This window comes from Solwaraspora sp. WMMD791, assembly GCF_029581195.1.
Taxonomy (GTDB): Bacteria; Actinomycetota; Actinomycetes; order Mycobacteriales; family Micromonosporaceae; genus Micromonospora_E.
Genome location: NZ_CP120737.1, coordinates 885,154 through 897,325, shown reverse-complemented (window position 1 = coordinate 897,325; position 12,172 = coordinate 885,154). Strand labels below are relative to the sequence as shown.

The window sequence follows — 12,172 nt, the reverse complement described above, 5'->3', positions numbered from 1 at the left end:
GCCCCGGTGGCCGTGGCCCGGGTACGGGTCACGGCCACCAGGGCCGTCGCGGAGTGCGTGACGTCAGTCGGCGGCGGCCAGCCGGTAGGCGTGGATCACCGTCTGGGTGAACGTGTTGCCCTGGCGGTCCTCCGCCCCGATCCGCAGCGACACGTACCCGTCGCTGTCGGGGTGCTGCACGGTGGCAACCCAGTTGCGACCGTCGGCGCGCACCGGGGCCGGTAGCCAGGTGGTGCCGTCGTCGTAGGAGACCTCGACCGACACCGCGTCCAGGTTGACGGTGACGCCGGTCTGCCGACGGACCGCCACCGGGATGTCGACCTGCTCGCCGGCAGCGGCGGTGCCGGTCTCGTCGACCGGCGGCGCGGGGCGCGCCACCATCACCGGCAGCTCGCGCGGCTCGTCACCGTTGACCCGCCCGGACTGGAACGTCCAGGCCAGGCTCACCTCGGTGGCGAGGTCGCTGACGTCGCGGGTGGCGGAGGTCTCCAACCGGTACTCGGCCTGCCCAGGTGGCACGACGAAGTAGCCGAACCCGCCGACCTCCCACTCGTCGACGAGCTCGCCGTCACGGTAGAGGGCCGTGCGTTCGGTCACCGACGTCGACATGCCGGCGTGGCCGGCGGCGTCACCGAACAGGGGCACCTCCGCGACGATCTCGTCGCCGAGCCGGCTGACCCAGCCGTACGGTGCGGGCAGGGCCGGCATCGCCGGACCGGACGGCGGCAGGTTCCAGGTGTCGGTGTGCCGACCACCGGCGGTGTACGGACGGGCCGGTTCGTACAGGAACGACACCGACTCCAGCCAGCCGTCCTCGGCCGGGTTGGAGAAGAACAGGTCGGAGAACCAGGCGACCTGCTCGGTGCTGTACCACTCGATCCGCTCACCCGGGACGGCGACCTCGGTCAGCGAGCCGAACGACGCCAGGGACGGGTTGTCGAACACGGCATAGATCAGCCGATCGGTGACCTCCCCGGTCTTGACGCCCCGGAAGTCCTGGCGGACCCGGGCCAGCTCGGCGGCCTGATAGTCCTTCTGGTAACCGGTCGGGAAGCTACCGCTGAACATCTCACCGAGGGCGTACGTGTACGGGCTGTTGGCGAAGCCACCCTCGCCGTCCGGCTTGTACCAGTGGTGGGAGATCGCCGAGTTGATCCACGACACGGGCTCCGTACCGAGGTTCTTGGTCGACACCCCGTCGAAGCTCGGGTACGAGGCGCTGACGTTCAGCGCTCCTGCCTCCGTCCCGAAGGCCACCGAGAGTTCGACGGTGTCGGTGCGGGCGTTGGCCTGCGGGATGGTGACGCTGACCGGCTCGGCCTCGCGGGCGTCCAGCGTGACCGTGACCTCCTCGGTGAGGTTCACCTCGGGCTGCACGAGCACCGCGCTGGCGAGGGGGTCCCCGTCCTCATCGAACTCGTCGATGCTGCTGAACACACCGTAGCGGCCCTTGGGCACCCGTACGGTCGCGGTGCCGTCCGGGTCGTAGACGAGGTCGGCGTAGTCGGTGTCCAGACCGATGAGGGCGGTGAAGTGCTCTGCGGTTGGCTCTCCGGACGAGTCGAGGTGGGCGACGGTGATGTCGTAGCTCTCGACTTCGCGGTGCACCCCGACCGGGGTGACGACGCGGGTCTGGCCGGCGGTGGCGACCAGGTGGCCGCTGTAGAAGCCGTCGGCGGCCTCGGCCCGGGTGTCGGCGGTGACCTCGACGCTGGCCGTACCGCCGGCCGGCACCTGCACCTGCGCGGCGCTGGTGGTGAACATGCCGGTCGGGACGCTCGCGCCGGTGGGTCCGGTGACGTCCCAGGTCAGGTCGAGGGTGATCGGCGCGGTGCCGGTGTTGCGGTAGGTGACGGTCCGGGTGATCGGCTCGTCGTCGTGGTGCGGCCAGATCGCCCGGCCGAACGAGACACTGGCCGGCTCGGCGGTCACGGTCTGGGTGATGGCGCGGGCCACGTCGACCAGGCCGGCACCTTGGCCGTACGCACCGGTTCCGGGGTGCGGCGCGGCGGAGCCCATCAGGGTGGACTTGAACTGCGGGGCGGTCCAGTCCTGGCGTTGCTGGGCGAGCAGCGCGACGGCGCCGGTGATGTGCGGCGCGGACATCGAGGTGCCCGGCGCGGAGACGTAGTGTTCGTCGATCGGGATGTCGAGGGTGGTGCCCTCGGCGCGGGCGGCGACGATGTCGACACCCGGCGCGGTGATGTCGGGTTTGACGGCGTCGTCACCGACCCGGGGGCCACGGCTGGAGAAGTCGGCGAGTGAACCGTCGCGGTCGACCGCGCCGACGGTCAGGGCCGCGTCGGCGCTGCCGGGTGAGCCGACGGTACGGTCGGCACCGGCGTTGCCGGCGGAGATGACGAACAGGGTGCCGGTCTGTGCGGTGAGGGTGTTGACCGCTTCTTCCAGGGGGTCGATCTCGGGCCCGTCGCCGCCGCCGATGCTGATGTTGACGACGGGGACCTGCTTCTCCACGGCCAGCCAGTGCATCGCGTCGATCATGGCGGAGTCGTCGCAGAACGAGCCGGGGCAGACCTTCGCGGAGATGATCTTCGCGTCCGGAGCGACGCCCCGGTACTTGCCGCCGGAGGCGGCACCGCTGCCGGCGATGATCGACGCGACGTGCGTACCGTGGCCGACGGTGTCGCCGTCGGCTGGCGCGTCGGTGAAGTTGCGCGACTCGATGACGACGTCGGCCAGGTCGGGGTGTCCGGCGTCGACGCCGCTGTCCATCACGCCGACGGTGATGCCGGCGCCGGTGAACCCGGCGTCGTGGGCGGCCGGTGCGCCGATCTGGGCGACACTGCGGTCGAGCAGCATCTCACGCTTGCCGTCCAGCCAGATCCGGTCGATCCCGGCGTCGGCACCCCGGGCGGCGGTGCGACCGGCCACCGTGGACCACAGGTCGGCGATCGTCGCCTTGTCGGCGGTGACCGCGGTGCCGTCGATCGCCGGCAGGTCCCGCTGCACCTCGACGCCGTCCGGCTGGGCCGTGCCGCGCGCCGCCACGCCGTCCGAGCGGGTCATGATCAGCGGCAGGTCGGCGCGGGCCGCGTCGTGGTATCCCCATTCGATCAGCTTGGTGACGTTGAACAGCCGCCGGTCCAGCGTGCCGCGCTGGACCAGGTCGACCGCGTCGCGCGGGACGACGTGCAGGTCCCCGTCGACGCGGTAGGTGCGGAACTGCATGCCGGCGCGGCCCGCGCCCGGTCGCAGCGCGGCCCCACCGGCTCCGGTGACGGTGACCTGGTCACCGGTGATCAACGTGACCGTGGTGCGCTGGCCGGCCGGCACCCCTGCGGCGGCGGGCAGACCAGCACTGTCACCGCTGGTCGGCGCGGCCCAGCCGGGTTGCCCCGGGCCGAACACGAGTACGGCGGCCAGTCCGGCCGCCGCGAGTCTTCTCGATCGTGTCACCTGTACCTCCCCATTGGACGTCTATCAGGACGTCGGGCAGACGCGAAACATCAGGGTTACATAGGCGACCACGATTGAAAAGGCCTATAGCGCACTTATTAGGACAATCCCTCGCATGATTCACACAGTGCAACCGATCGCCGTCAGCCGGCTTCGGGCCCGCCGAGGGGCGGGGCGGGCCCGAAGCCGGTGCCGGTCAGCGGGTCGGCACGCCGACCGGTTCCCCGACGGGCTCCGCCGGCCGGGACCGCCGACGTGCCCATGCCTGCGTCAACGGCCGCTCCACGGTGCGGTAGAGCACCGTGGCACCGGCGAGGCTGACCGCGAAGGCGATCACACCAACCAGGAACCCGCCCCCGGCGGGAAGATCCCATCCGACACTGACCCGACCGATCCAGGTCAGCACGATGTCGTGCAGCAGGTAGAACGCGAAGGAGACCTCGCCGAGAAAGACCATCCACCGCCGCCGCAGCCAGCCGGCCCGATGCTGTGCGTCGCCGGCCGCCACGGCGGCGATCAGCAACGCCAGGGGTACCACCAGACCCGAGTTGAGCTGGTAGAGCACCGGTAGCGTCAGGCTGACCAGGTAGCCGACGGCGACCAGTCCGGCGAGCGGGGCCGGGCGCAGGCCGGGCCACTGTCCACGGCGAACGATCATCGCCATCAACATGCCGAGGGCGAAGTCGAGCAGCCGTGCCGGCGGGAACGCGTACAACAACCAGACCTGGTTCATCGGATGCTGGTACAGCGGTGAATTGCGGTGGTTCTCGCCGAACACCTCGCCGGCCGGCAGCGTCGCGGCCACCAGCGGCAACGCCATGATCACCGCCATCAGGCCGAGCGCGGCGGGCCACAGGGCCCGGGTCGGGGTGCGTCGCAGGCCTGCCCACAGCAGCGGAAACATCAGGTAGAAGAACATCTCGGTCGACAGTGACCAGCTCGGGTGGTTGATGCTGAAGAAGCTGGTGTCGCGCGGCACCCAGGCGTGCAGCAGGGTCAGGTTCCCCACCGCCTCCCAGGTGGTGGCACCGGCCAGTCCGAACAGGCCGAACGCGACCACGAAGGTGACGAGATGGTTCGGGTAGATCTTGACAAGTCGACGACCGACGAACTCCCGGTAGGTGTCCGCCGGACGCGCCGACCAGGCCAGAACGAACCCGCTGAGAACGAAGAAGAACGTGACCCCGAACCAGCCGGCGTTGGCCAGCAGGGCAATGTACGCCCGGGCCACCGCGCTGTCACCCAGCAGCTGTGGATGCAGGGACAGGTGGAAACCGAACACCGCGGCGGCGGCGAGGAAGCGCATCCCGGTGAGGCTGTCCAGCCGGGGTACGGTGCCGTGGTGGATCGCCATCGCTCCTCCACTCACCGGACCGGCCGGTCGGCGGAACCGGGCAGCCGGATCGACTGGGCGTGGCGGAAGACGTCGCGCGGATCCCAGCGTGCCTTGATCCGTTGCAGCCGCCGGTAGTTGTCCTTGTAGTACAGGTCGTGCCAGGGCACGCCAGAGGTGTTCAGCGCCGGGTCGCCAAGATCGACATCGGCGTAGTTCACGAAGCAGCCGTCCATCACGGGACCGGGCACCGGCACACCACCGGTGGCCGCGTAGAGGTCGCGGTAGAACTCGCGTACCCAGGCCAGGTTCACCGCGTCGTCACGGGCGTCGTTCCACAACGTGACACACTGCATCTTGATGACGGAGTCCCGTTGCGGCACCGCGGTGTCGCCGGGTCGCCACACGTTCACCTGGCCGCCGTACGAGGCGATCATCATCAGGGCTGTCGGATTGGCGAAGTCGGTACGGGTCAGGTGCCGGTACATCACCGGCAGCTGCTCCTCCGGGTAGCTGGCCCGCAGGTAGGCCGACTTGCCCTTGAACCGTACCGTCGGGTCCGGTCCGGTGAAGCCGGACCAGCCGGTGGCGACGAGCCAGGGCACCTTGCGGTGTTGCAGCACCCGCGCCGCGACCCCGACCCCGGCACCGACCTGTGCCACGTAGTCGGCCAGCATCCGTTCGGCACCCGGCGCGTCGGCGTCGACCTGGGTCACCATGGTCACCGCACCCTGCGCCTTGTGCCACGGCTTGAGCTGGCTGAACAGGTTGACGTACGGCGAGTCCGGAGCGCTGTTGTCGGCGTGCCACTCGCCGTGGTTGCGCATCAGCCGGGCGAACCGGTCCTCGGTGAGCGACTCCCAGGGCCAGGCGACCTCGTGGATCCAGACCTGCGACGGCGGGCGGGGCAGCAACCGGGCCGGGTCGGCGCTGGTCGCACCGGGTGACCGCAGCCAGTACCGGGTCACCACCCCGAAGTTGCCGCCCCCGCCGCCGGTGAACGCCCACCACAGATCCCGGTACGGGTCGTCGTCCTCCCGGGTGGCGACCACGACCCGGGCGCGGCCACTCGCGTCCACCACGACCACCTCGACGGCGTAGAGGTGGTCGACGGCCAGGCCGTTGCGCCGCGACTGGGATCCGTACCCGCCGCCGGCGATGTGCCCACCGACGGCCACGGTCGGGCAGTTCCCGGCCGGCAGAAACACCCCCCACTGCTTGTAGAGGGCCTGGTAGACCCGGCCGAGGGGGGTGCCGGCGCCGACGGAGAAGGCCCGCCGCCCGGGGTCGTAACGGACCTCGGTCAGCTGCGACAGGTCGATCACCAGCCGGATGTCGCCGCTGGTGACGAAGTCCTCGTAGCAGTGCCCGCCGCTACGCACCGCGAACCGGGTGCCGGTCCGGACCGCCTGCTGCACGACCGCCGCGACCTGCGCGGCGGAGGTGACCACGCAGACCGTGTCCGGGCGACCGACCCACCGCTGGTTGGTGCCGCGGACCAGGTCCGGGTAGCGGGGGTCGGTGGCGGTGACGGTCACCGGGCGAACGGCACCGGTCGCGGCCGGGTCAGCGGTGGTCCCGGCCGGTACGCCGGTCGGCGCGGCGACGGCCGGGCGGTCGCCGGCCAGGACGCCACCGGCGAGCATGCCGCCACCGGCAGCGGCCGTGCCGGCGAGCAGCCGCCGGCGGGTGAGTTGACTCATGACGCGATTCCTCCCTGCTGCAAGGTGTGGAGATGGCCGCCGGCGCCGGTCACACCGGCTGGCCGGACCAGGCGGGGGTGTTGCGGATCCGCAGTACGGCGCCGGTCCAGGTGAAACCTGCGCCGGCCCCGACGAGCAGCACGTGCGCGCCGGGCCGCAGGACACCGGATTCGGTGAGGTGGTTGAGGCCGGCAAGTTGGTCGCCGGCACCCAGGTGGCCCACCTGTCGGGAGAAGTCCCAGGTGGTACGGGTCAGGTCGGTGACGCCGAGCGGTTGCAGGATCTGTCGTCGGGTCAGCCAGAGTCCGAAGTGCGGCAGGACGACGTGGTCGATGTCGGCGCCGGTCAGTCCGGCCTCGGCCAGCGCCTGCTCGCAGGCGCCCCGGACGCCGAGATCGAGTCGACGCCAGATCTCCTCGCGCGCGGTCTCGGCGAGAAAGCCGCGATGCCGGTCGTCGAGGTTGATCGCGGCGGCGGTGGCGGTGCCGTACGCGCCGAACGGCTCCGTGCCACGGTGCATTCCTTCCAGTTCGGCGTCGGTGTGCGTGGCCATCGCCAGGATCTCGGCGAAGCCGTCGTGCCGGGACAGGGTGATCGCGGCGGCGCCGTCGGCGTACACGATCCGGTCGCAGCGCCAGCGGTCGAAGTACGGCTCGGGCCAGCGGTCGGCGGCGGTGACCAGGGCGGCGGGGGCCTCAGGGTGAGCCAGCAGGTACGCGGCGGCGGCCTCGACGGCGACCAGCCCACCGTTGGAGCCGCTGCGGATCTCGGCGACGAACGCGTTCCGGGCGGCGACGTGACGCTGCAGATAGGAGGCGGCGTTCCAGACGTCGAGGCCGGCATGCAGCACGACCGCGTGGAAGACCGCCGCGATGTCACCGGCCGCACGCGCGGACCGCGCGACAGCCTGCCGGGCCGCTCGTACGGCCATGTCGGGAGCCTGCTCGTCGGTGGCGACAGTGACATGTGTCTGAGCGCTGCGCTGCGCGGACTCGGCCGGGTAGCGACCGTCCCGGACGGCGTCGTCGACCGCGACCGGCTTGGGCAGCCAGGTGCCGGTACCGCAGACGTAGAGGTTGGTCCAACGCATGAGGGGTCCTTTCGACGGGCACGCGCGACGGCACCGCCGGGCGAGCGCCGGTGGCGCGCCGGTCGCGGCGGCGGTGTCGGAAGCGCTGGTGGGGGCCGGTCAGGGGCGGTCGTGCCAGCGGTGGGCACCCGGGGTGGCGCGGCGGGCCGTCGTCGTGGCCTCGTACGGCAGCCGCCCGTCGGGCATGTTGACGAGCTCCATCTGCAGACCGATCGGGGTACGGAAGTAGACCCATCGGTCGCCGACGAGGGGGCCACTGGTGATCGTCTCGGGTTCACCCATGACGACCACGCCGGGAACCCCGGCGAGGGCGCTGGCGGCGACGTCCACGTCGTCGACGTAGATGGCGAGGTGGTGGCCGCCGATGTCGCTGTTGCGCGGGGTCTGGGGCGGAGCGGGGCTACCGGCGACGAGTTCGAGGTTGGCCGTCGGTCCGAGCCTCAGCGCGACCGTGGGCGACGCGGCGCCGCGCCCCGGAGCGGGCTGCCCGGCAGTGATCGGTTCGGCTCCCAGCACGTCGACGAAGAACGTGACCGCAGCCGGCAGGTCGGCGACGGCCCGACCGAAATGCTCCACACCCTGGATACCCGCGACGGCCGGCGCGGTGCCGCCGGCCGGTCGGGGCCGAGGGCGGTACCGGCCGCGGGCGGGCGGGTCGTCGCCCTGCCGGAGTTGTAGCCAGAGCCCGAGGTCGGTGCGGCACCAGGCGATACGGGTGCCGCCGACGGGGTCGACGGTGGTGGTCTCGACGCGCGCCTGTGGCACGGTGTCGAGTGCGGTCAGCGCGGCCGGCAGGTCGGCGACGGCCAGCGCCAGGTAGGCGTTGCCGGTGACCCCGGGTGGTGGTGGGACGCGTACCTGGTCCGGCGTGTCGTAACCGAACAGTTCGAGGTTGGCGTCGTGCAGTCGGACCAGCGCGACCCTGGTCCGGGCCCGGGGGTGGACGCCGAGTTTACGGGCCATCCAGTCGCTGTCCGGATGGACGATCGGCCCCTCCTCGTAGCAGAGTTCACCGCCGAGCACCTCGGTGCAGAACGCCACTGCCCGGGGCAGGTCCGTCACGGTGAAGGCGTAGTGGTCGACGGCGCGGGCGGTGGGTACGCCCGACGGTCGGGTGGGTGCCGCAAGCAGGTCCGCGGAGTCCATGTCGTCCCTCTCGCACTGTCCGGCTGGGGATCACAACCGCGATCAATGTACGGGTACATGCATGCATCCGCAAGTAAAATTTCCCTCACAGACAGCTGGGCCGCCCGGCACGTAACGTAACAAGCGATCTGAACTGCTCCGCCATCTCGCGACACGACCGGAAACGGGACTAACATTACATGCGAGCGCATGTTTCGCAGATGTCGATCAGACCTCCGCCGCCCAGAGGGACATGCGACGCACACAGAACAGGTGATCAAGGATGGCGCAACGACGAGGCGACGAGGTCGAGCTCTGGCGACAGCTCTCTGTCCTGGTGGCCGAGGTGAGCACCCAACTTGACCGGAAACTGGCCCGCAGCACCGGGGTCGGGCTCAGTGAGTTCCTGGCCCTGAACACCCTCGCCGCCGGCGACCCGGGCGGGATACGCATGCAGCAGCTCGCCGACGCGGTCGGCCTGAACCAGTCGTCGGTCAGCCGCCTGGTGGCCCGGCTGGAGGACCGAGGGCTGGCCAGACGCTCCACGGCGGAGCAGGACCGCCGTGGCGTACACGCGATGATCACCGAGGAAGGGCGGCAGGTGTGCCGCGAAGCCGCGACACTGTTCGACCGGGAAGTCGCGCTCGCCCTGGACCTCGCCTCCATCGACGGACGCACCGCCGCCGTCGTGGCCCGTCTGCGTTACCTGCCGCCCGAGACCACCGGCCGCGACTGAACTCGTCCAGCTGACCCGACGCCACCCGCGCACCCACCACGGCGGGGACATCCATCCAGGTGTGTCGTTACGCGCAATTAACTTCCGGCGACTTGTCGACTTCTATGCATGCACCTACATTGGGTTGCGATCCCCGCTGAACCCGCCCGGCGCTTGCCCTCGGGAACCGGGGCGTCACCTGGCACTCCGCCGATCCGCCGCGTCCGTCTGAGCGGGCGCGGCCGAGCGGGCGCGGCTACCACCGCAGGCTGTTCAACCTCCCCTCACGATCGAGAGCGGGTCACCGAAGGAGCGCAGATGTACCGAAACCTGGACGCCAGCGACCGTGTCGACGCCGACGGGCTGGTCACCGTCGGCAGTCCCGTGTCCTACTGGTCCGTTCGTGCCAGCAAGCAGGTCACCTACGAGGTCCGGGTCAGTGACGACCTACTGGACCCCGCCAACAACGCCATCCTGGAGTCGATGTCGGCGGCGACACCACTACGGCGGCTGGTGGTCACCGACACCACCGTGCACCGGCTGTACGGCGACCGCATCCGCCGCTACTTCCATCATCACGACGTCGACTTCAGGCTGCTCGTACTACCACACGGTGAGTCACACAAGACGATGGATGCCGTCTTGGCGGTCGTCGAGGCGCTCGACGAGTTCGGTGTCGACCGGCGTCGGGAGCCCATGATCGGCATCGGCGGCGGCGTCCTGCTGGACATCGTCGGCCTGGCGGCCAGCCTCTACCGCCGGGCGCTGCCCTACGTCCGGATCCCCACCACCCTGATCGGACTCGTGGATGCCGGAGTAGGTGCCAAGACCGGGGTCAACCACAACGGTCACAAGAACCGTCTTGGCACCTACTATCCGGCCGAACGCACCCTGCTCGACCGGACCTTCCTGCGTACCCTCGACCGGCGGCACGTCAGCAACGGACTGGCCGAGATCCTCAAGATCGGTCTCATCAAGGACGCCCGCCTGTTCGAACTGCTCGCCACCCACGGTCGGCACCTGCTCGCCACCCGCCTGCAGCCCATGACGCACCGTGACGGCGAACCGGTACCGCCGCTGGACACGGTCCCGGTCTCCGCCCGACTGTCCCGACAGGACCCCGACCCCGACCCGGCGACCGACGTCCTGGAACGCGCGATCCACGGCATGCTCGAGGAACTGCAGCCCAACCTGTGGGAGCAGGTGCTCGAACGGGTCGTCGACTACGGACACACGTTCAGCCCGACGATCGAGATGCGCGCGTTGCCGGAACTGCTGCACGGCGAGGCGGTCGCGATCGACATGGCGCTGACCACCGTGCTGGCGACCCGGCGCGGTCTGGTCAGCCGGGCCCAGTGCGATCGAATCCTCGCCACCATGACCGCCCTCGGCCTACCCATCTGGCATCCACTGTGCACCGCACCGGTGCTGGCACACGCACTGCAGGACACCGTACGCCACCGCGACGGGCAGCAGCGGCTGCCCCTGCCGGTCGGTATCGGCGCCGCCGTCTTCGTCAACGACGTACGTGAGGACGAAATCGCCGCCAGCGCCGCCGAGCTCGCCAACCGCCAGCAGCTGGCGGTGGCCCGATGACCGCCGCCGCTGCGGCACGGCGGCCGCCGGGTCCGGGGCGGGCCACAGCCGGCGCGATCACCGCCGTCGCCACCGCGACCGGTCCCAGCGCAACTGTCTACGGCGTACACGGGGCGGCCGGGCGGACCCATTGGAAGGCCTTCGCTGGCCGTCGGCAGCTCGGCTCGGCGACCGAAGCAGTCGAATGGGCCTCGATCCCGCCGGGCGGGATCAGCGGCGAACACCGGCACACCCGGACCGAAGAGCTGTACCTGATCGTCGCCGGCCGGGGCGAGGTGCTGCTCAACGGCGTACCGCACCCGGTGGCCGCCGGTTCGGTGGCGCTCACCGGCGTCGGCAACGTACACGGCCTGCGAAACACCGGTTCCGACGAGCTGAACTGGTGGGTGATCGAGACCCTGCCGCCGACCACGACCGCGCTTCTGTCCGGAGCGCGCCCACCCCATGGAGGAGCCCCGTTGAGCAACGTCGTCGTCACCGACCTCTTCGCCCAGGGTGCAGTGGACACCACGGGAATCTTCAGCGGTCCGTTGCACCGCATCGATCTCGTCGACGTCGCGGCGGGGTGCGAGCAGGTCATCGGGCGGGCCGACGCCGAGCTCGCCGTCTACCTGCACCACGGTCGAGGGACCGGGCACAGCAGCGTGGCGGGTGAACCGGTGCGGCTCGCCGCTGACACCTGCCTGCTGATCCCGGCCGGCGCCCAGCTCACCCTGGCCGCCGAGACCGACCTACGGGCCAGCGTGGTCTCGCTGCGGGTACCGCCGGCGGAGGCGGCGCGATGATCGTCGTGGACGCCAGCGCGCAGGTGAGCGTCATCGCCGGAGTGGCGGAGGCGGGATGGCAGTGCCTGATCCGCCGCGGCATGCTGCACAGCGAGTGCGAAGGCGTCGAACTCTGGGACCTGCCGGTCGGCGGCACCCTGCCGGTACGTGCGGCCCACGGCGTCGAGGAGGCGGTACTGGTGCTTGTCGGGGCCGCCGCCTTCGTGGCCGACCACGGCACACCGGTGCGGGCCGGCGCAGGCCAGGTGCTGCTGCTGCCCTACGGCGCACAGGGGGAGATCCGCGCGGACGGTGGCAGCCGGCTGCTGACGATCCGGGCCCTCGCTGGCGAGGTGAGCCGGGCGCTGCCACCACGGATCCCCGAGCTCGCCCCGGCGTAGGCGGGCGCCGCGACTGTCCCCGGCCACC

9 protein-coding genes are annotated in these 12,172 nt (G+C 70.9%); 4 read left to right on the top strand and 5 right to left on the bottom strand.

Annotated features, from left to right (window positions below; genetic code table 11):
- Positions 1-63: 63 nt before the first annotated feature.
- From O7623_RS03750 to O7623_RS03730, 5 genes are all read right to left on the bottom strand, one after another.
- Positions 64-3,417 carry a S8 family serine peptidase gene (locus O7623_RS03750; RefSeq protein ID WP_282227185.1) on the bottom strand — a complete coding sequence of 1,118 codons (3,354 nt, stop codon included), beginning with the start codon at positions 3,415-3,417 and terminating at the stop codon, positions 64-66.
- 196 nt (positions 3,418-3,613) lie between these two features.
- Positions 3,614-4,771, bottom strand: a complete 1,158-nt coding sequence (locus O7623_RS03745; protein ID WP_282227184.1) for an acyltransferase — start codon at positions 4,769-4,771, stop codon at positions 3,614-3,616.
- Positions 4,772-4,782: 11 nt separating this feature from the next.
- Positions 4,783-6,453 carry an FAD-binding protein gene (locus O7623_RS03740; protein WP_282227183.1) on the bottom strand — a complete coding sequence of 557 codons (1,671 nt, stop codon included), beginning with the start codon at positions 6,451-6,453 and terminating at the stop codon, positions 4,783-4,785.
- A gap of 49 nt (positions 6,454-6,502) precedes the next feature.
- The gene (locus O7623_RS03735; RefSeq protein ID WP_282227182.1) at positions 6,503-7,543 is read right to left on the bottom strand and encodes a ketoacyl-ACP synthase III family protein; all 1,041 of its coding nucleotides are present in this window, start codon (positions 7,541-7,543) and stop codon (positions 6,503-6,505) included.
- A 99-nt stretch (positions 7,544-7,642) separates the two neighbouring features.
- On the bottom strand, positions 7,643-8,689 hold the full coding sequence (locus tag O7623_RS03730; RefSeq protein ID WP_282227181.1) for a VOC family protein: 1,047 nt from the start codon (positions 8,687-8,689) through the stop codon (positions 7,643-7,645).
- Positions 8,690-8,951: 262 nt separating this feature from the next.
- Between O7623_RS03730 and O7623_RS03725 the strand changes: the two genes are divergently transcribed.
- The 4 genes from O7623_RS03725 to O7623_RS03710 all read left to right on the top strand — a co-directional run bounded on the left by O7623_RS03725 (position 8,952) and on the right by O7623_RS03710 (position 12,144).
- Positions 8,952-9,404, top strand: coding sequence for a MarR family transcriptional regulator (locus O7623_RS03725; RefSeq protein WP_282227180.1), 453 nt, complete (start codon positions 8,952-8,954; stop codon positions 9,402-9,404).
- Positions 9,405-9,701: 297 nt separating this feature from the next.
- Complete coding sequence (locus tag O7623_RS03720; RefSeq protein ID WP_282227179.1) at positions 9,702-10,979, top strand: sedoheptulose 7-phosphate cyclase; 1,278 nt, start codon at positions 9,702-9,704, stop codon at positions 10,977-10,979.
- Complete coding sequence (locus O7623_RS03715; RefSeq protein WP_282227178.1) at positions 10,976-11,764, top strand: cupin domain-containing protein; 789 nt, start codon at positions 10,976-10,978, stop codon at positions 11,762-11,764. The genes O7623_RS03720 and O7623_RS03715 overlap by 4 nt, the downstream gene beginning before the upstream one ends.
- Positions 11,761-12,144 carry a hypothetical protein gene (locus O7623_RS03710; protein ID WP_282227177.1) on the top strand — a complete coding sequence of 128 codons (384 nt, stop codon included), beginning with the start codon at positions 11,761-11,763 and terminating at the stop codon, positions 12,142-12,144. Before O7623_RS03715 ends, O7623_RS03710 begins: the two co-directional genes overlap by 4 nt.
- The last annotated feature ends 28 nt before the right edge of the window (positions 12,145-12,172 follow it).

Bases quoted from the DNA above. Each gene is read 5' to 3' on its own strand.
- O7623_RS03745 (WP_282227184.1), bottom strand. From the start codon at position 4,771: ATGGCGATCCACCACGGCACCGTACCCCGGCTGGACAGCCTCACCGGG.
- O7623_RS03715 (WP_282227178.1), top strand. From the start codon at position 10,976: ATGACCGCCGCCGCTGCGGCACGGCGGCCGCCGGGTCCGGGGCGGGCC.
- O7623_RS03740 (WP_282227183.1), bottom strand. From the start codon at position 6,453: ATGAGTCAACTCACCCGCCGGCGGCTGCTCGCCGGCACGGCCGCTGCC.
- O7623_RS03735 (WP_282227182.1), bottom strand. From the start codon at position 7,543: ATGCGTTGGACCAACCTCTACGTCTGCGGTACCGGCACCTGGCTGCCC.
- O7623_RS03725 (WP_282227180.1), top strand. From the start codon at position 8,952: ATGGCGCAACGACGAGGCGACGAGGTCGAGCTCTGGCGACAGCTCTCT.
- O7623_RS03720 (WP_282227179.1), top strand. From the start codon at position 9,702: ATGTACCGAAACCTGGACGCCAGCGACCGTGTCGACGCCGACGGGCTG.
- O7623_RS03710 (WP_282227177.1), top strand. From the start codon at position 11,761: ATGATCGTCGTGGACGCCAGCGCGCAGGTGAGCGTCATCGCCGGAGTG.
- O7623_RS03730 (WP_282227181.1), bottom strand. From the start codon at position 8,689: ATGGACTCCGCGGACCTGCTTGCGGCACCCACCCGACCGTCGGGCGTA.